Origin of the sequence: Luteimonas yindakuii, from assembly GCF_004803715.2 — a bacterium.
Taxonomy (GTDB): Bacteria; Pseudomonadota; Gammaproteobacteria; order Xanthomonadales; family Xanthomonadaceae; genus Luteimonas; species Luteimonas yindakuii.
In genome coordinates this window covers 605,484-628,423 of the sequence record NZ_CP039383.2, presented here as the reverse complement: position 1 = coordinate 628,423, position 22,940 = coordinate 605,484, and the positions used below count along the sequence as shown (strand labels likewise).

General features: G+C 69.2%; 20 protein-coding genes and 1 tRNA gene. 8 read left to right on the top strand and 13 right to left on the bottom strand.

Annotated features, from left to right (window positions below):
* Position 1: 1 nt before the first annotated feature.
* The 4 genes from E5843_RS02800 to E5843_RS02785 form a co-directional block, all read right to left on the bottom strand.
* Positions 2-1,345 carry an MFS transporter gene (locus tag E5843_RS02800; RefSeq protein ID WP_134674972.1) on the bottom strand — a complete coding sequence of 448 codons (1,344 nt, stop codon included), beginning with the start codon at positions 1,343-1,345 and terminating at the stop codon, positions 2-4.
* 100 nt (positions 1,346-1,445) lie between these two features.
* Positions 1,446-2,942: a peptide MFS transporter gene (locus E5843_RS02795; protein WP_141066121.1), complete on the bottom strand. Its 1,497-nt coding sequence runs from the start codon at positions 2,940-2,942 to the stop codon at positions 1,446-1,448.
* Between the two features lie 165 nt (positions 2,943-3,107).
* Positions 3,108-4,688, bottom strand: a complete 1,581-nt coding sequence (locus E5843_RS02790) for an AbgT family transporter (RefSeq protein WP_136411759.1) — start codon at positions 4,686-4,688, stop codon at positions 3,108-3,110.
* A 67-nt stretch (positions 4,689-4,755) separates the two neighbouring features.
* Positions 4,756-5,595: a tryptophan 2,3-dioxygenase gene (locus E5843_RS02785; RefSeq protein WP_244240860.1), complete on the bottom strand. Its 840-nt coding sequence runs from the start codon at positions 5,593-5,595 to the stop codon at positions 4,756-4,758.
* 294 nt (positions 5,596-5,889) lie between these two features.
* On the opposite strand from E5843_RS02785, the gene E5843_RS02780 reads away from it, so the two are divergent.
* Complete coding sequence (locus E5843_RS02780) at positions 5,890-9,456, top strand: Calx-beta domain-containing protein (RefSeq protein ID WP_166815860.1); 3,567 nt, start codon at positions 5,890-5,892, stop codon at positions 9,454-9,456.
* 109 nt (positions 9,457-9,565) lie between these two features.
* Here the strand turns inward: E5843_RS02780 and E5843_RS14505 are convergent, their stop codons facing one another.
* Entirely contained in the window at positions 9,566-10,516 is a 951-nt protein-coding gene (locus E5843_RS14505) for an arsenic resistance protein (protein ID WP_136411757.1), read from the bottom strand.
* A gap of 164 nt (positions 10,517-10,680) precedes the next feature.
* Between E5843_RS14505 and pdhA the strand changes: the two genes are divergently transcribed.
* From pdhA to E5843_RS02755, 4 genes are all read left to right on the top strand, one after another.
* The gene (pdhA, locus tag E5843_RS02770) at positions 10,681-11,754 is read left to right on the top strand and encodes a pyruvate dehydrogenase (acetyl-transferring) E1 component subunit alpha (protein WP_134674977.1); all 1,074 of its coding nucleotides are present in this window, start codon (positions 10,681-10,683) and stop codon (positions 11,752-11,754) included.
* Positions 11,751-12,761 (top strand): alpha-ketoacid dehydrogenase subunit beta, encoded by a 1,011-nt coding sequence (locus tag E5843_RS02765; protein ID WP_141065648.1) that lies wholly within the window; start codon positions 11,751-11,753, stop codon positions 12,759-12,761. Before pdhA ends, E5843_RS02765 begins: the two co-directional genes overlap by 4 nt.
* Before the next feature lie 222 nt (positions 12,762-12,983).
* A complete protein-coding gene (locus E5843_RS02760; RefSeq protein ID WP_136411756.1) occupies positions 12,984-14,426 on the top strand; it encodes a dihydrolipoamide acetyltransferase family protein in 1,443 nt (480 codons plus the stop codon).
* 254 nt (positions 14,427-14,680) lie between these two features.
* The gene (locus E5843_RS02755) at positions 14,681-15,064 is read left to right on the top strand and encodes a VOC family protein (protein WP_134674980.1); all 384 of its coding nucleotides are present in this window, start codon (positions 14,681-14,683) and stop codon (positions 15,062-15,064) included.
* 71 nt (positions 15,065-15,135) lie between these two features.
* Here the strand turns inward: E5843_RS02755 and E5843_RS02750 are convergent, their stop codons facing one another.
* The 6 genes from E5843_RS02750 to rocF form a co-directional block, all read right to left on the bottom strand.
* Positions 15,136-16,089: an MBL fold metallo-hydrolase gene (locus tag E5843_RS02750; RefSeq protein WP_136411755.1), complete on the bottom strand. Its 954-nt coding sequence runs from the start codon at positions 16,087-16,089 to the stop codon at positions 15,136-15,138.
* Positions 16,090-16,243: 154 nt separating this feature from the next.
* On the bottom strand, positions 16,244-16,558 hold the full coding sequence (locus E5843_RS02745) for a hypothetical protein (protein ID WP_134674982.1): 315 nt from the start codon (positions 16,556-16,558) through the stop codon (positions 16,244-16,246).
* Complete coding sequence (locus tag E5843_RS02740; protein WP_136411754.1) at positions 16,555-17,898, bottom strand: tryptophan--tRNA ligase; 1,344 nt, start codon at positions 17,896-17,898, stop codon at positions 16,555-16,557. Before E5843_RS02740 ends, E5843_RS02745 begins: the two co-directional genes overlap by 4 nt.
* Positions 17,899-18,021: 123 nt before the next feature.
* Positions 18,022-18,219, bottom strand: coding sequence for a CsbD family protein (locus E5843_RS02735; protein WP_134674984.1), 198 nt, complete (start codon positions 18,217-18,219; stop codon positions 18,022-18,024).
* Between the two features lie 219 nt (positions 18,220-18,438).
* Positions 18,439-18,594: an entericidin A/B family lipoprotein gene (locus E5843_RS02730; RefSeq protein ID WP_134674985.1), complete on the bottom strand. Its 156-nt coding sequence runs from the start codon at positions 18,592-18,594 to the stop codon at positions 18,439-18,441.
* A gap of 178 nt (positions 18,595-18,772) precedes the next feature.
* Positions 18,773-19,696: an arginase gene (rocF, locus tag E5843_RS02725; protein WP_141065647.1), complete on the bottom strand. Its 924-nt coding sequence runs from the start codon at positions 19,694-19,696 to the stop codon at positions 18,773-18,775.
* A gap of 390 nt (positions 19,697-20,086) precedes the next feature.
* Here rocF and E5843_RS02720 point away from each other — a divergent pair, with 390 nt between their 5' ends.
* The 3 genes from E5843_RS02720 (at position 20,087) to E5843_RS02710 (ending at position 21,911) form a co-directional block, all read left to right on the top strand.
* Positions 20,087-20,311, top strand: coding sequence for a hypothetical protein (locus tag E5843_RS02720; RefSeq protein WP_136411753.1), 225 nt, complete (start codon positions 20,087-20,089; stop codon positions 20,309-20,311).
* 92 nt (positions 20,312-20,403) lie between these two features.
* A complete protein-coding gene (locus E5843_RS02715) occupies positions 20,404-21,552 on the top strand; it encodes a two-component system sensor histidine kinase NtrB (protein WP_136411752.1) in 1,149 nt (382 codons plus the stop codon).
* On the top strand, positions 21,552-21,911 hold the full coding sequence (locus tag E5843_RS02710; protein WP_134674989.1) for a response regulator: 360 nt from the start codon (positions 21,552-21,554) through the stop codon (positions 21,909-21,911). The genes E5843_RS02715 and E5843_RS02710 overlap by 1 nt, the downstream gene beginning before the upstream one ends.
* 131 nt (positions 21,912-22,042) lie before the next feature.
* Here E5843_RS02710 and E5843_RS02705 read toward each other — a convergent pair.
* A tRNA-Thr gene (locus E5843_RS02705) sits at positions 22,043-22,118 on the bottom strand.
* Between the two features lie 97 nt (positions 22,119-22,215).
* Complete coding sequence (locus E5843_RS02700) at positions 22,216-22,938, bottom strand: SPOR domain-containing protein (RefSeq protein WP_136411751.1); 723 nt, start codon at positions 22,936-22,938, stop codon at positions 22,216-22,218.
* Positions 22,939-22,940 lie beyond the last annotated feature (2 nt).

The following is a 22,940-nucleotide window of genomic DNA, read 5'->3' as shown; positions in this document are numbered from 1 at the left end:
GTCAGTCCGGCTTGCGCCCCGAGCTGTATTCGAGCCCGTGTGCACCCGGGCCGGATTCCGCGCGCCACAGCAGCCACGAGAACAGCAGGCCGAGCGCGGCGAGCGCGGTGTAGAACCACATGCCCGGCGCGTAGCCGGCAGGATTTTCCGGCCCGGCGGCGAACGCGGTGTTGAAGCGCCCCACCGCCAGCGGCACCAGCGCGACGCCGACCTGCTGGCACAGCGTCATCATCGAATACGCGGCGCCGAGCCGGCTCTCGCGCACGATATAGGCCACCGACGGCCACATCACCGCCGGGATCAGCGAGAACACGCCGCCCAGCATCAGCATCACCAGCAACAGGGTGAGCGGCACCTCGGCACTGCCGGCGAACGGGATCCAGATGCCGATCGCCGGCCCTGGGGGCGCATAGGTGACCAGCAGGAACAGCGGCAGCATCACCAGTGATCCGACCGCCATGAACAGCGAGCGGCGCCCGACCCGGTCCACCCACAGGCCGAACAGCGGCGTCACCACGATCGCGGCCATCGGCAGCAGGCTGCTCAGCATGCCGGCGGTTTCGCGATCCAGCCCGTGCGCCTGCTGGAAGTAGTCGATCGCGAACGCGCGGAACGGAAACACGGTGGCGTAGAACACCACGCACAGGCCGACGATGTACCAGTACGACGCACTGAAGGCGTACATGCCCTTGAGCTGCAGCTTGTCGGTCTGGTCGACCTGGCCGAGATCGAACCGGCCCTCGGCACGCGACTCGGCCATCCAGTACAGCATCGCCGCGGTCACGCCCACGGTGGCCACGCCGGTGGCCAGCCACAGCGGGTCCTGCCAGTTCGAATACAGCGGGCTGGCGAACGAGGTCGACCAGTCGGCCGAGGCCGAGCCGAGTCGCGCGATCGACAGGTTGATGCCGAACGCGAACGACAGCTCCTTGCCCTTGAACCACTTCGCCAGCGCCGCGGTGGCGGCGACGATCAGCGGCTCGGCGCCGATACCGAGCAGGAAGCGGCCGGCCAGCATCGTCTCGAAGCGCGCGGTGGACGCCATCAGCGCGGCCGCGGCCAGGCAGATCAGCGCGAACAGGGTGATCGAGCGCTTGGTGCCCCAGCGGTCGATCACGTAGCCGCCGATCAGCAGCACCACCACCGCGGCGATGCTGTAGGCGCTGAAGATCATGCTGATCTGGTCGTAGGTGAAGCCTTCCTGCTCGCGGAGCAGGTCGACCACCGGGCCGAACGCGTCGTAGACGTAGTAGTTGCCGAACATGGCCACGCTGACCAGCACCAGCGCGACCCAGCGCTGCAGCGGCGACGGACGGGGCAGGACGTTGGCGGCGTGATCGGTCATCGGACGATGGCTCGGGACAAGGCAGCAGGGATATCGTCGCCGGCCCGCGCGGGGCCGGCGACATGCAGCACCTGCCCGCGTCGCGGGCAGGCGACGGCGGTTACTTCACGCCGTGCATCAGGCGCTGGATCAGCGGCGCGATCAGGAACAGCAGCACGCCGGCGCCCAGCAGCGCCCAGAAGCCGAAGGTGTAGCCGGCATGCGCGGAGGCGACCGTCATGCCGCCCTCGCCACTGACGCTGGAGGCGAACATGCCCGACAGGTTGTTGCCGATCGCGATCGACAGGAACCAGCCGCCCATCGCCAGGCCGGTGAGCTTGGACGGCGCCAGCTTGGTGGTCATCGACAGGCCGATCGGCGACAGGCAGAGCTCACCGACGGACTGGATCACGTAGACCATGAAGAGCGTCCAGAACGGGAGCTTCAGCGTCTCCGGATCGACCATGCTCGACAGCGCCAGCATCAGCAGCAGGAAGGCCAGGCCGTTGAAGATCAGGCCGAGGCCGAACTTGCGCGGGATCGACGGATTGGCGCTGCCCATCTTCACCCAGAGCCAGGCGATGATCGGCGCCAGGGTGATGATCGCGATCGAGTTCACCGACTGGAACCAGCCCACCGGGAAGATCCAGCCGCCGAGGTCGCGGTTGACGATGTTCTGGGCGAGGAAGTTGAACGAGCTGCCGGCCTGTTCGAAGAACATCCAGAACAGCACGTTGAAGCCGAAGATGATCAGCATCGCGATCACCATGTCGCGCTGCTTCGAGCCCTCGCGGATGCCTTCCACCAGCAGCATGATCGCCGGCACCACGAACAGCGCCAGCAGGATCCAGTTCAGCAGGCCGGCCTCGATGGTGAGCAGGAAGTAGAACACCGGGATCGCCAGCACCGTGCCGATCGCCACCATCAGCACCCGGCCCATGCCGTTGCCGGAGGCGGCCACCGGTGCCGCGCCGACGCCCTGCAGCTGGCTGCGGCCGAACCAGAACCACACCAGGCTCAGCAGCATGCCGATGCCGGAAGCGATGAACACCGCGGTGTAGGCCGGCATGCCGTCGCTGCCGAACACCTTCTCGGCCAGCAGGCCGGTCAGGATCGGCGCGATGAACGCGCCCATGTTGATGCCCATGTAGAAGATGGTGAAACCCGAGTCGCGGCGGTGGTCACCGGTGGCGTAGAGCTTGCCCACCATCGTCGAGATGATCGGCTTGAACAGGCCGTTGCCGACGATCACCGTGGCCAGGCCGAGCTTGAGCCACTGTTCGCTGGGCAGCGCGATCAGGAACAGGCCGGCGGCCATGAACACCGCGCCCAGCAGGATCGAACGCTGGTAGCCGATCAGCTTGTCGGCGACGTAGCCACCGAAGATCGCGGCGGCGTACACCAGTGCGAGATACGCACCGTAGAGCTCGCTGGCAGGCGCCTCGCCGGAGGAATCGCCGCGGTAGAACTGCGCCACGATGTACAGCACCAGCGCCCAGCGCATGCCGTAGAACGCGAAGCGTTCCCAGAACTCGGTCATGAACAGCATCCACAGCGGACGCGGATGACCCATGACCTGCGGGAAATCGGGTGGGGAGCCGGAAACCGGCTTGTGCATGCCGGGACCGGCCGGCTCGACAGTGGGCGTGGAACTCATGCGACGGGACTCCCCCAGTGGAATTCGGTACAGGGCTGTTGCGGTCCGCCGCGGCGGACGCGCGAGGATGGATCGCCAGGCCGGCCCGCGTCAAACAGCGCGCGACCGGCCTCGGGGGCGCGTTGCTCAGCCCGGCGCGTATTCGTAGCTGGCGCCGATGCCGAGCGGGATGCCGAAGCCCCAGAACGCCAGCAGCAGCAGCGTCCACAGGATCGACAGCGCGATCGAGTACGGGATCATCACCGACACCAGCGTGCCGATGCCGGCCGACTTCACGTAGCGCTGGCAGAACACCACGATCAGCGGGAAGTACGGCATCAGCGGCGTCAGGATCGTGGTCATCGAATCACCGACGCGGTAGGCCGCCTGGGTGAGGTCGGGCGAGACGCCCAGCTGCATCATCAGCGGCACCATGATCGGCGCCAGCAGCGCCCACTTCGCCGAGGCCGAGCCGATGAACAGGTTGACGATGCCGGTCATCACGATCAGGCCGAGGATGGTCATCCACATCGGCAGGCCCAGCGCGCGCAGGAAGTCCGCGCCTTCCACCGCCATCAGCGTGCCCAGCCCGGAGCCATTGAAGCCGGCCAGGAACTGCGCGATGAAGAACGCGATGACGATGTAGTAGCCCATGCCGGCCATCGATTTCGTCATCGCCGCGATCACGTCGCGGTGGGTCTTCACCGTGCCTGCGACATAGCCGTAGACCACGCCGGGCAGCAGGAAGAACACGAAGATCAGCGCCACGATCGACTGCATCACCGGCGCCGCGGCCACCAGCAGCGGGTGGCTGCCATCCGGCACCAGGTGCGGCGCTGCACGCCACGGGCTGGTCCCGGGCATCAGGCTGAGTGCGAACAGCACCGCGGCGATCGTCATCGCCACCAGCGCCCAGAACAGGCCGCGACGCTCGGCGACGGTCAGCGGCTCCATCGTCGGCAGCTGGCTGGTATCGCCGTCGACCTGCATCCGCGCCAGTCGCGGCTCGACGATGCGGTCGGTGACGAACCAGCCGATCGCGATGATCAGCAGCGACGACACCGTGGTGAAGATCCAGTTGTTGAGCGGATTGACCACCAGATCCGGATCAAGGATCTGCGCCGCGCTCTGGGTGAAGGTGGCCAGCATCGGGTCCAGCGACGAGGGCACCAGCAGCGTCGCCGAGAAGCCACCGGATACGCCGCAGAACGCCGCGGCGATGCCGGCGATCGGATGCCGCCCCGCGGCGTAGAAGATCACCCCGCCCAGCGGGATCACCAGCACGTAGCCGGCATCCACCGCGACGTGGCTGAGCACCGCCACCGCGACCAGTGCAGGCGTCAGCAGCTGCTTCGGCGTCACCGACAGCGCGCGGCGCAGCGCGGCATTGATGAAGCCGGTGTGCTCGGCGACGCCGAGGCCGAGCATCGCCACCAGCACCACGCCCAGCGGCGCAAAACCGAGGAACACGCTGACCATGTTGGCCATGAACGCGGTCAGCGATTCGCCGGCCAGCAGGTTGACGATCCGGATCGGGTCGCCGGTGCGCGGATCGAGCGCCTGGAAGGACACGCCCGACAGTGCCCACGACAACACCCACACCGCCAGCATCAGCAGCAGGAACAGCATCGCGGGATCCGGCAACCGGTTGCCGACGCGCTCCACAGAATCGAGGAAACGCGACATCACGCCACGCTGGGACGTGGCTTCCGGAACTGGCTGTTGCATGCGGGAATCCCCTGTGCGGACTGACGAACCGCCCGCATCCTAGCAGCCGCTTTACCGCGGGCGCCTGTCAGTAACGGTCGGTTGCGCCTGCGGGCGGGGCGAGATGCGTGCGCACCTCGAACAGCTCGGGGAAGAACGTGAGGTCCAGCGCCTGGCGCAGGAAGCCGACGCCGCTGGAGCCGCCAGTGCCGCGCTTGAAGCCGATGATGCGCATGACCGTGCGCATGTGGCGGAAGCGCCACAGCTGGAACTGCGACTCCAGGTCGACGAGGTCCTCGCACAGCGAATACTCGCGCCACCAGGTGCCGGTATCGGCGTAGATCGCCCGCATCACTTCCACCAGCGCCGGGTCCATGACATGCGGCTGGCTCCAGTCGCGCTCCAGATGCGCGGGCGGAATCGCATGGCCCCAGCGCGCGAGGTAGCGCAGGAACTCGTCGTACAGGCTGGGCGCGCGCAGCACGCTTTCGAGCGCGGCCCGGCCGTCCTGGTCATGCGCGAACACCTGGAGCATCTGCGCGTTCTTGTTGCCGAGCTGGAATTCCACCGTGCGGTACTGCAGCGACTGGAAGCCCGACGACGGCCCGAGGATCTCGCGGAACTCCATGTATTCCGACGGGGTGAGCGTCTCCAGCACCGACCACTGCTCGGTCAGCTGGCGCAGCACCTGCTTGCAGCGCGCCAGCACCTTGCGGCAACGTCCGACCTCGTCGCGCCGCAGGTGCACGATCGCCGCGCCGAGCTCGTGGATCATCAGCTTGATCCACAGCTCCGAGACGTGGTGCTGCACGATGAACAGCATCTCGTCGTGGTGCGGCGGATCCGACAGCGGCACCTGTGCCGACAGCAGCCGGTCCAGCCGCAGGTAGCCGCCATAGGTCATGCGGCCTTCGAGGTCGGTGTGGATGCCGGCTTCGAGGTCACGCTGGTTGGAGGCCGGCTGGTTGGAGGCCGGCTGGTTGGAGGCCGGCTGGCTGGAGGCCGGCTGGCTGGAGGCTGGCGGGGCGGGCACGGGGGCGCCAGGCGCTCCCGGCTGCGATGGAGGCTGGCCCGGGGACGACAGGTCGGAAACCGGCGGTTTGCGGTCGGTGCTCATCGGCGAAAGCGTACCCGATCGACTCCGCGCCCCGCTGTCATGCAGCAGCCACGGGATGGGTGCAGAATCGGCCCGGGACCGGGGGGCCAGACAGGGAGAGGCGCGATGCGCATGCTCGCGGGCCGGCTGTTGCTGGCCATGGCGTTGGGGTGCGGCCTGGGCGCCACCGCCCATGCCCAGGTGGTGGTCAGCCAGGTGTACGGGGCCGGCGGCAACAGCGGCGCGGTCCATGACGCCGATTACGTGGAACTGCTCAATCGCGGCGACACGCCCGAACCGCTGGGCGGCAGGTCGCTGCAGTACGCCAGCGCCACCGGAACCGGCAACTTCGGCGCCAGCGCCACCCAGCTGGTCGCCCTGCCCGATGTCAGCCTCGCTCCGGGCCAGTATTTCCTGGTCGGCCTGGCCGGCGGGGCCAACGGCGCGCCGCTGCCGGCAGTGGATGCGAGCGGCACCATCAACATGGCCGCGGCGGCCGGCAAGGTCGCGCTGGTCGAAGGCACCACCAGCCTCGGCTGCAATGGCGGCAGCACGCCCTGCACGTCGGATCAGTCGGCACGTATCGTCGATCTCGTTGGCTTCGGCAGTGCGAACTGGTTCGAAGGCAGCGGCCCGGCGCCAGCGTTGTCAGCGGCGCTGGCGGGTTGGCGCGCCGACGATGGCTGCACCGACAGCAACGACAACGCGGCCGACTTCTCCGCGCGGGCGCCTGCACCGCGCAACCGCGCCACGCCGGCCCTGCCCTGCGCAGGTGGCGGCACGCCATGGTTGACCATCGCCGACACCGCGGCTGCCGAGGGCGACAGCGGCAACACGCCATTCTTCTTCAATGTCCGGCTGGACCGGCCGGCCCCTGCGGGTGGCGTCCGTGTCGGCTACGCAACCGCCGATGGCACCGCCACGGTGTCCGGCGACGACTACATCGCTGCCACCGGGACCGTCGAATTCGCCGAAGGTGAAACGTCGAAGACGGTGGTCGTGCAGGTGCGCGGCGACACCGCCACCGAGCCCGACGAGACCTTCGTGGTCACGCTGTCCAGCCCGGACGGTGCGCAACTGCAGCGCGCCGAGGCCACCGGCACCATCCTCAACGACGACGTGACCCGGCTGGCGATCCACGCGATCCAGGGCGCGGGTGCGCGTTCGCCGTACGAGAATCTCGCGGTCGCGACCGAAGGCATCGTCACCGCGCGCCGCAACAACGGCTTCTTCCTGCAGACCGCCGACGGCGAGGACGACGGCAACCCGGCGACATCGGAGGGCGTGTTCGTGTTCACCTCGACTGCGCCGCCGGACGCGGCGTCGGTCGGCAACCGCGTGCTGGTGCAGGGCACGGTGATCGAATACGTGCCGGCCGCCGACCCGTACCAGCTGCCGCTGACCGAGATCACCAACGCAAGCGTGGTGCAGCTGTCCAGCAGCCATGCGCTGCCGGCGCCGGCGCAGCTGACCACCGCGCTGCCGCATCCGGATGGCGCGCTCGAGCAGCTGGAACCGCTCGAAGGCATGCGGGTCAGCGCGGCGGACTTCACCGTGGTCGCGCCCACCGGCGGCAATGTCAACGAGACTCAGGCCACCGCCACCAGCAACGGCCGTTTCGCGGTGGTGGTGACCGGCACGCCGCGGCCATTCCGCGAAGCGGGCCTGCCGCGGATGGATCCCGATCCGCTGGGCAGCAGCGCACCAATGATCCCGCGCTGGGACTTCAACCCCGAGCTGATCGCCGTCAACAGCAGCACCATCGGTGCGCCGACCGCGAACCTCGCCGCCGGCTGCCGCATCGTCGACGGCAGCCTCGTCGGTCCGCTCGACTACAGCTTCCGCCGCTACACGATCTATCCGGAAGCCGAACTGTCGGTGGCCTGTGAAGGTGCGGACCAGCCGCGTCCGGCGCAGCTGCCGGGGCCGGACCACGCCACGTTCGCCACCTACAACCTCGAGCGCTTCTTCGACGTCATCAACGACCCGGCGATCGGCGAGCCGGTACTGACCGCCGAGGCCTTCGAACGGCGCCTGCGCAAGGCTTCGCTGGCGGTGCGCGGCTACCTGCATCTCCCCGACATCCTGGGCGTGACCGAAGTCGAAAACCTCGCCACGCTGCAGACGCTGGCCACGCGCATCAATGCCGACGCGATCGCCAGTGGCCAGGGTGATCCGGGCTATGTGGCGCACCTGATCGAAGGCAATGACGTCGGCGGCATCGATGTCGGCTTGCTGGTGCGTGGCGGCGACAACGGCGCCGGCGCGTCACGCGTCGAGGTGCACGCGGTGACGCAGGAAGGCGCCGACGTCGTGCTGGCCAATCCCGACGGCAGCAGCAGCCTGCTCAACGACCGCCCGCCGCCGCGGCTCGACGCCACGATCCGTTTCGCCGACGGTCGCACGCTGCCGGTGACCGCGATCGTCGTCCACCAGCGTTCGCTGAGCGGCATCGAGGACGACGCCGGTGGTGCCAACGGCTGGGTGAGTGCCGGAGCCCGCGTGCGCGCCAAGCGCCAGGCGCAGGCCGAGTTCCTCGCCGGGCTCGTGCAGGGCATCCAGCAGGCCGATCCGCAGCGGGGGCTGGTGGTGCTGGGCGACTTCAACGCGTTCGAGTTCAACGACGGCCATGTCGACGCGATGGGCGTGGTCACCGGCCAGCCAAGCCCGGATAACGCAACCGCGGTGGACGGCGACGGCGTGGACCTGGTCGAACCGGACCTGCGCAACACCACGCTGGATGCGACCCCGGACCAGCGCTACTCGTTCGTGTTCGATTACCAGGCGCAGACCCTCGACCACATCCTGGTCAACCGCGCGCTGCTGGAGTTTCCGGACGTGGTCGGCCATACCATCAGCCACGCGCGCATCAACGCGGACTTCCCGGAAATCGCCCGCAACGAAGCCGACACACCCACCCGGCTGTCGGACCACGATCCGACCCTGCTGCTGGTGCGGATGGCGCCGGTGCAGCACGCCGACCTCGCGGTGACCGCCGAAGCGAATGCGGCCGAGACCGCGGTTGGCCGGACGATGGCGTTCGCGGCGACGCTGTCGAACGCCGGGCCTGATGTGGCGCAGTTCGCCGGTATCGGTTTCGCGCTCGACGCACCCCTGGACGACCTCGAGGTCGATGCACCCGCAGGCTGGAGTTGCGACGCGCCGGTGCAGGGCGCCGCCAATACCTCGCTGGCCTGCACCACGGACAGCCTCGCGGCCAGTGCGGACGCGGTGTTCGGCCTTGCCGCCACCGCACCGGAAGATGCACTCGGTCGCGACGTGACCCTGGCGGTGGCCGCGACCTCGCAGACCGCGGATCCCGACGAGAGCGACAACGCCGCCAGCGCCAGCACCCGCGTGGTCGAGGATCCGCAGGCCGCGCCGCTGCTCGCCAACGGCGTGCCGGTCATCGCGCTGTCCGGTGATGCCGGCACCTCGCTGCTCTATCGCATCGAGCTACCGCCGGGTGCGCGCAACCTGCGGGTGACGAGCTATGGCGGCAGCGGCGACGTGACCCTGCTGCTGCGTCGCGACGAACCACCCACCGCCGACACCTGGGACGCGCGCTCCGCCCGCCCGGGCAACAACGAGGTCGTGCAGATTGCGCGCCCGGTCGACGGCATCTGGTATGTCCGCGTCGAAGGCGTGCGCGATTTCGCCCGCCTCACCCTCGCCGCACGCTGGCAGCCCTAGCCGACGCGACACGCGGATTGCCTCTCACCCCTGCCCCTCTCCCGCACGCGGGAGCGGGGTTTCAAACACCTCGTTTCGCCTGCGGCCTGCTCCCTTCCGACGTTACCCCTCAATCCGGAAACAGCCGCGGCACCCAGCGCAGGTACGCCAGCATGCCCAGCAGTTCCACCAGCGACTGGGTCACGATCACCACCGCCGCCACCGCCCAGCCATCCGGCAGGGCGAGCGCCAGCGGCAGCACCACGAACGAATTGCGCGTGCCGAGGCTGAAGCACAGCGTGCGGCCATGCCGTGCGGGCAGGCGGAACCCGCTCCCCAACACTTTCGCGATCATCGCCGCCGCCACCAGGTAACCCGCGAACAACGGCACCACCACCGGCAGCACGTCGAGCGCGGCGCGCACCGTCGCCACCTGCGACGCCGCCACCAGCAGCACCACCAGCGCCAGCAATGGCACCGGCCACCACGCCAGCCGCTCGCGCAGCCATGCGCGCGTGGACCGTGCATCGACCCACCGCGCGGTGATCGCCGCCGCGACCAGCGGCACCAGCACCACCAGCACCGCCGGGACCACGGACGCCGCCGGCAGTCCGTCGGACCGCCACGCCCCCGGCAGCCACCACAGGTAGAGCGGCAACAGCAGCAACTGCAGCACCAGGTTGAGTGGGGTGACCGCGATCGCGCGCGACGTATCGCCACCGCCCATCTGCGCGAAACCGATGAACCAGTCGGTGCACGGCACCAGCAGCACCAGTGCCACGCCCAGCCGCAACGCGGGATCGGCGGGCAGCAGCTGCAGCATCGCGAACACCAGCAGCGGCACCAGCGCGAAGTTGCCAGTCACCACGGCAACCAGGAAGCGACGGTCGGCGAAAGCTTCGCGCAATTGCAGCAACGGCACCTGCACGAAGGTGGCGTACAGCAGCACCACCAGAGCCGGCCACAGCAGGAGCTCGAAGGCGTCGCGTCGCCCGGCGTGCGACGTCCCCAGCACCAGGCCACCGGCGATCGCGGCCAGGTAGATCCAGACCTGGTGGCGTTCGAGTTGCAGTCGGGTCATCGCCACTCCGGATTACTGAATGCGTACCGGCGAACGATCCGGGGCACGCCACGCCCGGGCGATGCCATGTCGGGCTGCGCCTGTCATGACGCATTGCGCAACGCGAGTTTACGGCGCGCTGGCTATCATCTCCGGCCCCGTCGCGTGTGCCGAGACCCTTTCGCATGACTGTCGCCGCCACCTTCGAGATCGAATACCTGCAGTACCTGGGCCCGGACGGACGCTTCGTCGCCGAGCCGCCGGCCGATCTCGCCGATCCCCAGCGCATCCTCGAACTCTTCAAGGAAATGCTGTTCGTCCGCACCTTCGACAGCAAGGCGATCGCCCTGCAGCGCACCGGCAAGCTCGGCACCTATGCCGCCTGCCTGGGCCATGAAGCCACCCATATCGGCATCGGCGCCTCGATGCGGCCCGAAGACCTGCTGGCGCCCAGCTACCGCGAATACGGTGCGCAGTTCATGCGCGGCGTGAAGCCACGCGACGTGCTGATGTACTGGGGCGGCGACGAGCGCGGCAACGATTTCGAGATCCCCCGCCACGACCTGCCGTGGTGCGTGCCGATCTCCACCCAGTGCCTGCACGCGGCCGGCGCCGCGCTGGCGTTCAAGCTGCGCGGCGAAGCCCGCGTGGCCGTGACCTGCTGCGGCGATGGCGGCAGCTCCAAGACCGATACCTACGCCGCGATCAACTCCGCCGGCGCCTACGAACTGCCGTTCGTGCAATGCATCGTCAACAACGGCTGGGCGATCTCGGTGCCGCGCTCGGCACAGACCGGCGCAAAGACGCTGGCGCAGAAGGGCCTGGCCGGCGGCCTGCACTGCCTGCAGGTGGACGGCAACGACCTGTTCGCGGTGCTGGAAGGGATGCGCCGCGCCATGGATCGCGCCCGCAACGGCGGCGGCGGCAGCGTCATCGAGTTCATGACCTACCGCCTGCACGACCACACCACCGCCGACGACGCCCGTCGTTACCGCGACGAGGCCGAGGTCAAGGCGGCGTGGGAGAAGGAACCGTTCACCCGCCTGCGCACCTGGCTCACCGCACAGGGCGTGTGGGACGAGGCACAGGAAAAGGCCTGGGCCGAGGACTGCGGCAAGCGCGTCGACACCGAGATCAACGCCTACCTCGAATCGAAAGTACAACCGGTCGAAGCGATGTTCGATTACCTCTACGCCGATCCACCTGCCGAACTGCTGGCCCAGCGCGAAGACGCGATTGCCCGGGAGCAGCGCCGATGAGCGCCGTCGCGAAGACCACGGATGCGGCCGCGCCGATCACCCTGATCGAGGCCGTCACCCAGGCGCTGGCCTGGGAGATGCGCAACGACGATTCCGTCGTCGTGCTCGGTGAGGACGTCGGCGTCAATGGCGGCGTGTTCCGCGCCACCGCCGGCCTGCATGCGCAGTTCGGCTCGAACCGCGTGATCGACACCCCGCTCGACGAAACCACCATCGCCGGCCTCACCGTCGGCATGTCGCTGCAGGGCATGAAGCCGGTAGCCGAGGCGCAGTTCGACGGCTTCGTCTACCCGATGCTCGACCACATCATCTGCCACGCCGCGCGCTTCCGCACCCGCACCCGCGGCCGCCTGCACTGCCCGATGGTGCTGCGCGTGCCGTGGGGCGGCGGCATCCGCGCACCGGAACACCATTCCGAGGCCAACGAGGCGATGTTCACCAACGTGCCGGGCCTGCGCGTGGTCATGCCGTCCTCCCCGGCGCGCGCCTACGGCCTGCTGCTGGCGGCGATCCGCGATCCGGACCCGGTGATCTACTTCGAGCCCAAGCGCATCTACCGCCAGTACAAGGAACTCGTGCCCGACGACGGCGAGGCGCTGCCGCTGGACGTGTGCTACGTGCTGCGCGACGGCACCGACGTGACCCTGGTGACCTGGGGCGCGCAGGTGAAGGAAGCCCTCGAGGCCGCCGACCAGCTGGCGGCCGACGGCATCAGCGCCGAGGTCATCGACGTCGCCACGCTCAAGCCGCTCGACTTCGACACCATCGCCGAGTCGGTCACCCGCACCGGCCGCTGCGTGATCGTGCACGAGGCGCCGCGCACCGCGGGCTTCGGCGCCGAGATCGCCGCGCGCCTGGCCGAGGACTGCATGTACGACCTGCTGGCACCGGTCGAGCGCGTCACCGGCTACGACACCCACATCCCGCTGTTCCGGCTGGAAATGAAGTACCTGCCAACGACCGAGCGCGTGGTCGAGGCGGCCAAGCGCGTGATGGCGGCGGGCTGAGCCCGGGCGTTGCGGCGCGACGCCCGCCGTGCGGATGCCGCGTTGCATGGCCTCTCTCCCGCTTGCGGGGAAGAGCCTGCCCCGGAGTGCTTCTGGTCGGGGCTGCCCCGGCGGGGCGGATGAGGGCACTGCCGGCCGCTCCTGCCCTCATTCCTGCCCCTCTCCCGCACGCGGGCGGGGGGTTGTTCTTTCGCGTCACACAATGTTCCTGCGAGGACCGACATGGCTGACACCAAATCCTTCAAGCTTCCCGACCTGGGCGAAGGCCTGCCCGACGCCACCATCGTCGAATGGGCGGTCAAGGTCGGCGACACCATCCGCCTCGACGAGCCGCTGGTGTCGATGGAGACCGCGAAGGCGGTGGTCGACGTGCCGTCGCCGTTTTCCGGCAAGGTCCTGAAGCTCGCCGGCGCTGCCGGCGACGTGATCGAGACCGGCGCGGTGCTGGCCGAGTTCGAGATCGACCCCAACCTGCCGCAGCGCGCGGAAGGCCAGGACACCGGCCACCACCATGGCCCGACCCCGGGCAAGGGTGTGGGCTCGCAGGACCCGGCTCCGGACCATCGCGTTGTCGCCTCCAGCGAAGGTGGCGCGATCGAGGCCACCGACGAGATCCAGCCGGAAGCGAAGTCCGAGCCAGGCGCGCGTGCCGACAGCGGCACGGTGGTCGGGGCGATGCAGTCGTCGGATGCCGTGCTCACCGAGCAGGCGAGCTCGGTTGGCGGCGTCAGGGCGATGCCGGCGGTGCGCGCGATGGCGCGCAAGCTCAAGGTCGACATCACCCGTGTGCGCGCCACCGGCAGCGATGGCGTGGTGACCATGGCCGACGTCAAGCAGGCCGCCGCCGATGGCAGTGCGCCGATGGGCAGCGCCCGCGCGGCTGGGGGTGAGGGCAATGCCGCATCGTCGCCCTCATCCGCCCTGCGGGCACCTTCTCCCGCAGGCGGGAGAAGGGACGCCGACCAGCGCACCGCGATGTCCGCCTCCGGCAAGCCGATGCGCACGCAGCCGCCGTCGGTGTCCGCCAGCGGCCAGCCCGAACAGCTCAAGGGCGTGCGCCGCAACATGGCGCGGGTCATGGCCGATGCCCACGCCAAGGTCGTCCCGACCACGCTGGTGGACGATGCCGACCTGCATAGCTGGATCGGCAAGCAGGACATCACCGCCCGCCTGGTGCGCGCGATCTGCGCCGCCTGCAAGGCGGTGCCCGCGCTCAACGCCTGGTTCGACGGCGACAAGCTGGTGCGCACGCTGCATCCGCAAGTCGACATCGGCATCGCCGTGGACACCGACGACGGCCTGTTCGTGCCGGCACTGCGCAACGCCGACGTGCTCGATGCCGCCGGCGTGCGCTCGGCGATCCAGCGCCTGCGTGCGCAGGTCGAGGATCGCAGCATCCCGGCCAGCGAGCTGTCCGGCTACACCATCAGCCTGTCGAACTTCGGCATGTTCGCCGGCCGCTACGCGACGCCGGTGGTGGTGCCGCCGACCGTGGCCATTATCGGTGCCGGCAAGCTGTCGCAGGACGTGGTCGCGGTGATGGGCGGCATCGAGGTACACCGCCGCATGCCGATCTCGCTGACCTTCGACCACCGCGCCTGCACCGGCGGCGAGGCGGCGCGCTTCCTGCGCGCGCTGCTGGACGACCTCTCGCTGCCGAACTGACGGGTACGCCGGCACGCGGTGGCACCGGACGCCGCGTGCGGGTGGCCGCCGGCAGCCGCGGCATCGGCCAGGCGATCGCGGAAGCGTTCGCCGCCGCGGCGCTGGTCCCGTTCTCGCCGCAGGCCTGTTGGATCACCGGCCGGGCGCTGCCGGTGGACGGCGGACAGACGCCCGGCGTCTTAGCGGCGGGTCTCTCGCCAGTCGCGTCCGGACCGGCGCATGCTGTGGCTCCCCGCCCGCGAGGAGCCGCCGCGATGCCCCACCACAGCCGCCTGTCCACGTTCGTGCTCGATTGCGAGGTCGATGATCTCGCCCCCCATGTCGCCTTCTGGTCGCAGGCACTCGGCAAGTCCGTGCAGAGCGCCGACGAGGACGGCGACGGCCGCTACGCGACGCTGGCCACCGCCGATGACGAGCCAATCCTGCTGCTGCAGAAGGTCGACCATGCCTCGCGCATCCACCTCGACATCGAAAGCGACGACATCGATGCCGAGGCCGATCGTCTCGAACGTCTTGGTGCGCGCCGCATCGGCTTCGTCAAACGCTGGTGGGTAATGGAAGCCCCGAGTGGGCACCGCTTCTGCGTGGTGCGCCCGCAACGCGAGTCGTTCGGGCCACACCTCAACCGCTGGGAATGAGGCCGGCGGCATCGCGGGGTGTGGGCGGCAGAAGCCCCCGGTGTGCGCCTTCTGCGCGCGTGGCAACGCGTTCATCCATTGCCCCGCGTCGCGTCGCGTCTGGCGCGGTCAAGCCACACCGCCAACCCCTGTGCGTTGAGTTCGATGTCCATTCCCAGCAGTTCGGGGATGCGCCGGGCGGCGTCCTTGATGCCGTGGCGTCGCGCGCGCTCGACGTACAGCGCCTGCAGGCCGTCCAGCAGACGCGCATGACGGTCGGGCGCCTGTGCCAGCGACCGTGCGAGGGCCACCATCGCGTCGACCTGCGCGATGAGGTCGGCACCCAGGCGCTGGCAGTCGGAGACGCCGCCGAAATGGGTCAGGTACACCTGCGCGGGCGCCTCGGCGAGCATCCGTCGCACCGAAGCCTTCATCGCCTCGGGATCGAACTGCACCGGCGAACTGGTCGGGATCACGAACGGACCGCGCGCGGTGTCGAACTCGCGGTAGGAGATGCCGAACACGTCGCCGCTGAACCAGCTGCGCGCGCGTGCATCCCACACCGACAGATGGTGCATCGCATGTCCGGGCGTATGCACGCAGGCCAGCTTGCGCCCCGCCAGCTCGACCACCTGGCCGTCGGTTGCCGCGACCACGCGCCCGGCCGGCACCGGCAGCAGCGCGCCATAGCTGCGCTCGAATTCCTCGTCGCCGTAGACCGCGCGTGCGCTGGCCGACAGCCGTTCCGGATCGATCATGTGCGGCGCGCCGCGCGGGTGCACGACCAGCGTGGCGTTCGGCAGTTCACGCATCAGGCCACCCGCACCGCCGGCGTGGTCGAGGTGGACATGGGTGAGGATGACCCAGTCCACCGCGTCGCGCGGCAGGCCCCGGGCGTCGAGGGCCGCCAGCAGCTGCGGCACGCTGCGGCTGGTACCACTGTCGACGAACGCCGCGCGCCCCGCTTCTACCACCATGTAGGCCGCACAGAAGGCCGTCCGCTGGTAGCCGGTATCGATGGTGACGATGCCGTCGGACTCGCTCATGTCACCACCTGTTGCGGGCACACGCGGCCAGTGTAGGCAGCGCGGCAGGATGCCGGAATTGGGCTTTGGTCGCAGGCATCGCCTCGACGGCGACCACTGCCGGAAGCCGGGTGCATGTGCTGTGACGGCCGACCCGCGACGGCGGCGGGATCGACTAGCGCCGGTGCCGGCGCAGCCACGCCGCGCGGACGAAGAACGCAAGCGTCATCACCGCGAGGTACACGCCGTAGCCCACCGCGGTGGCGAGGACCTGCCGCCACATGCCGCCATAGGTCGGATCGGCGACACGGAACGACCAGTGGATGCTGGCCACGAATGCCACCACCGACATCGCGATCGCGACGAGGTCGAACAGCCGTCGCGACACGCCACGCGGCTGCCGCGGGTACACCCAGAACAGCACGCTCAGGATCAGGAACCAGGGCAGGAACAGGATCAACGCGAGGTTGATCTCGACCAGTGCATTCATGCCGCGGCCTCCGCCTCGCGCAGACGCGCCAGTGCGTCGGTGAGCGAAGCGAAGGGCTGTCCGTCGACGAGTTCGCCGACGCGTTGGCCGTCGAGCAGCACCGCACCGCCCTCGCCTTCGCCCAGCGCGCCCTCGCCACGCCTGAGTCGCGCGATCAGCTGCCCGGCATCGCGCGGTGCGTCGAAGCGTGCGCCCTGCAGCAGCAGCACGTCGCCATCGACGAGCTTGAACGAGAAGCCCGCATCCTCGCGGTACTGCTTGAACACCGGCAACGCGCGCACCGCGTCCACCGCGGCCGTGCGTTCGTCGACGGCCTGCGCCGCAAGATCGCGCAACCCGACCGCATGGCGCAGTTGCGCGAGCAGCGGCGTTGCATAGCGCTCGCGCAGGCGGCGCGCGCCGTCGCGCAGGATGTCCTCGATATCGCCCGGCCGCGCCATCAGCGTGTCATAGCGATCGCGCAACGGCGCGAGTTCCACATCCACGCGCTCGAACAGGCGCTGCTTGGCATCGCCCCAGCCGATGCCGTCGGCATACGCCTGCGCGAATGCCGCGGTCTCGTCGGCCGATGCAAAGGCCTGGAACAGCTGGAACAGCGCCGAGCCTCCGGTGTCCTTGGGCTCACCCGGCGCACGCGAGTCGGTAACGATCGAGAACACCAGCCTGCGCAGCTCCTCGCGCGGCACGAACAGCGGAATGGTGTTGCCGTAGCTCTTGCTCATCTTGCGGCCGTCGAGCCCGGGCAACGTCGCCACCTGCTCGTCGATGACGGCTTCCGGCAGGCTGAACCAGTCGCGGCCATAGACATGGTTGAAGCGCTGGCCGAAGTCACGCGCCATCTCGATGTGCTGGATCTGGTCGCGCCCGACCGGCACCCGGTCGGCATTGAAGATCAGGATGTCGGCGGCCATCAGCACCGGGTACATGAAAAGCCCCGCGCTGACGCCCGCATCGTCGTCCTCGCCGTCGGCGCGGTTGCGGTCGACCGCGGCCTTGTACGCATGGGCGCGGTTGAGGATGCCCTTGCCGGCCACGCAGGTCAGCAGCCAGGTGAGTTCGGTGATTTCCGGGATGTCGCTCTGGCGGTAGAACCACACCTTGTCGGGTTCCAGCCCTGCGGCAAGCCACGTTGCGGCGATCTCCAGCGTCGAACGCTGCGTCATCGCCGGGTCCTGCGCCTTGATCAGGCTGTGCAGGTCGGCAAGGAAGTAGAAGCTCTCGGTCGCGGGCGCGCGGCTGGCGGCGATCGCCGGACGCACGGCGCCGACATAGTTGCCCAGATGGGGCGTACCGGAGGTGGTGATACCGGTCAGGACACGGGTGGCGCGGGTGGCGGACATCGGCAGGGGCCAGGCGATACGGAAAGCGACAAGTCTACCGGCCCCTCCCGGCGCTTGCCCCGGGTGCGATCGCGCATAAAAAAGGGACCGGTCGGAGCCGGTCCCTTCGTGCACGTTGCGAGGTTACAGGCTGCGTTCGAAGTCGCGCACTTCGTCCTCGGCCTTCTGGCGCTCCCAGCCGTACTTCTCCTGCAGCTTGCCGGCGAGGTACTTGCCGTCGCCCTCGGCAACGTCGAAGACGTCGTCGGTCAGGTCGCCCCAGCGTGCCTGGGCCTTGCCCTTGAGCTGCGTCCACTTGCCGGAAATGATGTCCTTGTTCATTGAGCTGCCTCTGTGTTGTGGATGACGGCTCCAACTTCGCGCAGCCACCCTTCAGGCCCGGTCAAAATTCTGTTGGCCGGAAATCAACTCGATAAACGCCCAGCCAGCAACCTCAGCGCCGGGTGAAGTCCTGGCCAGTCGTGACGCAAGGCGAGGTCTGCAGACCAAAGAAAAAGCCGGCTTTCGCCGGCTCTTTCAGGCGTCACTGTGACCGCGCGATCACTCGGTGCCGGTACCACCGGTCTTGTCGGCCGCATCCTCGAGCTTGCCGCCGGCCTTCTGCACGTCCTGACCGGCGCCCTTCATGGTGTTGCACGCCGAAAGGGTGCCGACGGAGAAGAGGGCGAGCAGCAGCAGGGCAGTAAAACGCTTCATGGAAGTCTCCTGGTCGGAATGGGGTGGGTCGCTGCGGTGCGGCCCGTGGCGCAAGTAAGCGCAGTCAGGCGTGAACGCCACGTCGATTCCGCCTGCGCGCCGCAGTCCGGCACCTGTCGTGTTCAGGCTGTGCTGGCGCGCGTTGCTCGCTCCGCCAACCGCGCCAGCACACCGTGATTCAGTCGCGCATCAACGTGGACTTGCCGAACAGGCTCTCGACGAGGTCGACCGCCAGTTCCGCGGTGCGGTTGCGCTCGTCCAGCGCCGGGCTGACCTCGACCACGTCGAGCGAGCCCATGCGACCGCTGTCGGCAATCATCTCCATGACCAGCTGCGCTTCACGGTAATTGAGGCCACCGGGCACGCGGGTGCCGGTCCCCGGCGCGATGCTGGGGTCGAGCACGTCGACGTCGAAGCTCACGTGCAGGTGGGTGTCGTCGTCGAGGCCTTCGAGCGCGGCTTCCATGGTGCGCTTCATCCCGACCTCGTCGATGTAGCGCATGTCGTAGATGTCGAGCCCGTGTTCCTTGACCATGCGCTTCTCGTCCTGGTCGACGGAGCGGATGCCGACCTGGGTGACCTGCGCCGGGGTGATCGCCGGCACGTGGCCGCCGATGCCCGTCAGCACGTCCGGACCGATCCCGCACAGGCAGGCCACCGGCATGCCGTGGATGTTGCCGGACGGGGTCACGTCGCTGGTGTTGAAGTCGGCATGCGCATCAAGCCAGAGCACGCGCAGCCTGCGGCCGGTTGCGCGGCAATGCGCGGCGACCGCGGCTATGGAGCCGATCGCAAGCGAGTGGTCGCCGCCCAGCACCACCGGCATCCGCCCGGCTTCGAGCTCGCGCAGCGACGCCTGCATCAGCGCCTCGTTCCACGCCACCACGCCCGCCAGATGGCGGTAGCCATCCATGGGCGGCTCCACCGGGTTCGGCGGGCCGGCGAGGTTGCCGCGGTCCTCGACCTCGATCCCGCGCCCCCGCAGCGCCTGCGCCAGCCCGGCGATGCGCAGCGCATCCGGACCCAGGCGCGCGCCGAGATGGCCTGCGCCGATGTCGGTGGGCACGCCGATCAGGGAGACGGGTGGGAAGATGCGACGCATGCGCGGGGTCCTGTGTGCCGGGGCAGGCCCGCGGCACCGTGGTGCAGCGACCACGTCCCCGCTGGGCGGGGGCCGAGTCTAGCACCGGCCTCCGCGCGCCCGGACGGGCTGGGACCGACGACGGTACGCCGCGACGCGGAACGTCGCAGCGCCCGGAAAAAGGAACCGGCTGCCCCCGTTGCGGGGGCATGGCCACGTGGAGCGTGACGGCGACAAGGGGATGGGGAGTCGCGACACCGTGTCCGCCGGTCCGCACATGATGGAGCGGCGCGCGCACCCGGTCAGTCGGGATTTCCCCGACCTGAATGGGGGAAACCCCGCTGTACCAGCGCTGTCCACGCGCGGCCGGCATGCACGCAGCCATGACGGCGGTCGTCGCACCGTCCCTGCATGCGATCCCGATCCGACATCGACACCGAGCTCGGCCACCTGCAGCAGCGACTGCTCGTGCTATGCGCGGAACTGCCACCCGACCAGGTCCGCGAAGCGTTTGCCCGCGAAGCCGAACCGCTGACCAGGGACCCGCCCGCCGAACTGGACGCCTACATCCAGGAGCGCATCCACACCATGCTGGTGGCGGCGGGGGTCATCGAGGACGAATCACCGACCGGCTGAATACGTGCCCGCACCGGACCATCCGACAAGGACGTCTTGACGGAGTCTTAACTTGGCCGCTCCTAGGGTCGGCACCCCTGACGGGGGTTCCGATGCAGCACAATGAAGTTTCGCCGGCCGACGAGCTGGGTGATGAGTCGCGGCAGTTCGCGCTGTTGTTGGACTCCGTAACCGATTACGCCATCTACATGCTGGATCCGCGCGGCTATATCCGCACGTGGAACCGTGGCGGCAGCCGGATCAAGGGATACGACGCCGCCGACGTCATCGGCACCCACTTCTCGCGTTTCTACACCGCCCCGGAGGTCGAACGCGGGGTGCCGGCACGCAACCTGGAAACCTCCTCCCGCGACGGCCGCTTCGAGGCAGAGGGCTGGCGCGTGCGCAAGGACGGCTCGCGCTTCCGCGCCAGCGTGGTGATCGACCCGATCTGGAAGGACGACCGGCTGCTGGGATACGCCAAAGTCACCCGCGACATCACCGAGCGCTACAAGGCCGAGCTGCAACTGCAGGAAGCGCAGCAGGCGCTGATGCAGGCGCAGAAGATGGAAGCCATCGGCAAGCTGACCCTCGGCCTGGCGCACGATTTCAACAACCTGCTGACCGTGATCGTGAACAGCCTCGACCTGATCGGTGCACGCACCCGGGACGAGGCGATCGGCCGTTACGTGATGACCGCGATGCGCGGCGCCGAGCGTGGCGTACTGCTGACCCGCCAGCTGCTGACGTTCGGCAGCGGCCAGACGCTGGCACTCGAGACCACCGACGTCAACGAGCTGCTGGCGGAGAACATCGAACTGTTGCAACGCGCTGCCGGGGACTTGGTCCACGTGCAGCTGGAACTCGCGGACGACCCCCTGGTCGCGGACATCGACCGCGCACAGTTCGAGGCCGCGGTGTTGAACCTGGTCAGCAACAGTCGCGATGCGTTGCCGCCCTCCGGCGGCTCCATCACGATCACCGCCTCCTGCCAGCAGACCCGCGACCCCGCGTCGCGCCACGACCGGACCGGGCACTTCGTGGTGGTGGAAGTGGTCGATGACGGCCCGGGGATTCCGCTCGAGCACCAGGCGCGGGTGTTCGAACCGTTCTTCACCACGAAGGAAGTCGGCCAGGGCAGCGGGCTCGGGCTCAGCCAGGTGTTCGGCTTCGCTTCGCAATCGGGCGGGTTCGTCCAGCTGCGCAGCCAGCCGGGACACGGCACCGCCGTCACCATCCATCTGCCGGCGAGAGAGCACTGATGACCCGGGCCCGAATCCTGTTCGTCGAGGACGAAGCCGACCTGCGCAACCTGATCGCGGAGGTGCTGACCGACCTCGGTTTCGAGGTCACCACCGCCGCCGACGGCCATGAGGCGATCGCCCAGCTCGAGGGCGAGCCGCGCTTCGACCACGTGATCTCCGACGTCAGCATGCCCAACGGACTCAGCGGCATCGACGTGGCGGCGGCCGCCGCCCGGCTGCAGGCCCAGGCGAAGGTGACCCTGGCGTCGGGCTACCAGCGCGCGCAATTGCCCAACCTTCCGCCCGACGTCAGCTTCCTGCCCAAGCCCTACCACGTGCGGCAGCTGCTGCAGGTGCTCGACGCCGGCGGCGCCTGAGGCGCGGCACACGCAACCCGCGCTGTCGATGATGGAGGCGGGCATCGACGGCTTAGCGCGCCAGGCGCGACAGCGGAAACTTCGTGCCGCAACGCAGAAGGCGACCCGTCGAGGTCGCCTTCTGCAAGAAGTGGTGCCGCTTGTCCGAATCGAACGGACGACCTACGGTTTACAAGACCGTTGCTCTACCAACTGAGCTAAAGCGGCGTATGGCGGCTGCACGTCAGCGCGGCTGCAGACATGCCGGCGGCGATTCTAGCAGCCGCGCCGGTGCCCGACGCAGGCGACGGCCACCGCGGCCACCTCAATGCAATGCCGCACAATCCAGTGGCGTGGCCTGTGCCGCGCCCGTGGCGCGCCGCGCCGCATCGGCGTCGAAGCCCGTATCCACTTCGATATCCAGCCAGCGACGGGCATCGGCGGCAGCGATGGCCTCGGCCTGCGCGGGAAAGCCTGCGGCCTGCAGTGCGGCTGCATGGCGGCGCGCACCATCCTCGCTGCCGAAGCGACCCAGCGCGATCGCGTTGGCCTCGCTGCCACCGAGGATGAAATGGTCGTTGAACCCGGCCGCCGCAAGCCGCCCGGTGACCGCCTGCGCCGCGGCGCGGTCGACCTGCGCGGGCAACAGCACGCGCCAGCCGCGTCCGCCGCCGGCGCGTGGCACGTGCACGGCAAGCCGGCGCACGTCTGGCGCCAGTACCCCGCGGGCCCGTGCCAGCGCAGCGTCATCTGCGAATGGACCGATGCGATGGCAGGCGCGCGGCCGGGCGGCCGCTGGAGCGTCACCGGTGGCGGGGTCATCCGCCGCCAGCTCCACCAGCGGCGCGTCGGTGGCAGGCGTGGCGTCCGCCGCCAGCGCCGCGGTCTCGCGCGTCTGCGGGGTGGCCTCCGCCAGCAGTCGCAGGCGCGGCACGCCGACCGGCTGGTCGGGCGGTGCAGTTGGCATGGGCTCGGGTCGCAACAGCCACCACAGCCCGACCCCGAGGTTGAGTGCGATCAGCAGGACGATGGTTGCGCGCGCGAACATGC

Excerpts from the sequence above, each read along its gene's own strand:
- E5843_RS02720 (WP_136411753.1), top strand. The coding sequence starts at position 20,087 with ATGCGATCCCGATCCGACATCGACACCGAGCTCGGCCACCTGCAGCAG.
- E5843_RS02790 (WP_136411759.1), bottom strand. The coding sequence starts at position 4,688 with ATGCAACAGCCAGTTCCGGAAGCCACGTCCCAGCGTGGCGTGATGTCG.
- E5843_RS02730 (WP_134674985.1), bottom strand. The coding sequence starts at position 18,594 with ATGAAGCGTTTTACTGCCCTGCTGCTGCTCGCCCTCTTCTCCGTCGGC.
- E5843_RS02765 (WP_141065648.1), top strand. The coding sequence starts at position 11,751 with ATGAGCGCCGTCGCGAAGACCACGGATGCGGCCGCGCCGATCACCCTG.
- E5843_RS02780 (WP_166815860.1), top strand. The coding sequence starts at position 5,890 with ATGCGCATGCTCGCGGGCCGGCTGTTGCTGGCCATGGCGTTGGGGTGC.
- E5843_RS02800 (WP_134674972.1), bottom strand. The coding sequence starts at position 1,345 with ATGACCGATCACGCCGCCAACGTCCTGCCCCGTCCGTCGCCGCTGCAG.
- E5843_RS02715 (WP_136411752.1), top strand. The coding sequence starts at position 20,404 with ATGCAGCACAATGAAGTTTCGCCGGCCGACGAGCTGGGTGATGAGTCG.
- E5843_RS02735 (WP_134674984.1), bottom strand. The coding sequence starts at position 18,219 with ATGAACAAGGACATCATTTCCGGCAAGTGGACGCAGCTCAAGGGCAAG.
- rocF (WP_141065647.1), bottom strand. The coding sequence starts at position 19,696 with ATGCGTCGCATCTTCCCACCCGTCTCCCTGATCGGCGTGCCCACCGAC.
- E5843_RS14505 (WP_136411757.1), bottom strand. The coding sequence starts at position 10,516 with ATGACCCGACTGCAACTCGAACGCCACCAGGTCTGGATCTACCTGGCC.
- E5843_RS02795 (WP_141066121.1), bottom strand. The coding sequence starts at position 2,942 with ATGCACAAGCCGGTTTCCGGCTCCCCACCCGATTTCCCGCAGGTCATG.
- E5843_RS02760 (WP_136411756.1), top strand. The coding sequence starts at position 12,984 with ATGGCTGACACCAAATCCTTCAAGCTTCCCGACCTGGGCGAAGGCCTG.
- E5843_RS02710 (WP_134674989.1), top strand. The coding sequence starts at position 21,552 with ATGACCCGGGCCCGAATCCTGTTCGTCGAGGACGAAGCCGACCTGCGC.
- E5843_RS02755 (WP_134674980.1), top strand. The coding sequence starts at position 14,681 with ATGCCCCACCACAGCCGCCTGTCCACGTTCGTGCTCGATTGCGAGGTC.
- E5843_RS02700 (WP_136411751.1), bottom strand. The coding sequence starts at position 22,938 with ATGTTCGCGCGCGCAACCATCGTCCTGCTGATCGCACTCAACCTCGGG.
- E5843_RS02740 (WP_136411754.1), bottom strand. The coding sequence starts at position 17,898 with ATGTCCGCCACCCGCGCCACCCGTGTCCTGACCGGTATCACCACCTCC.
- pdhA (WP_134674977.1), top strand. The coding sequence starts at position 10,681 with ATGACTGTCGCCGCCACCTTCGAGATCGAATACCTGCAGTACCTGGGC.
- E5843_RS02745 (WP_134674982.1), bottom strand. The coding sequence starts at position 16,558 with ATGAATGCACTGGTCGAGATCAACCTCGCGTTGATCCTGTTCCTGCCC.
- E5843_RS02750 (WP_136411755.1), bottom strand. The coding sequence starts at position 16,089 with ATGAGCGAGTCCGACGGCATCGTCACCATCGATACCGGCTACCAGCGG.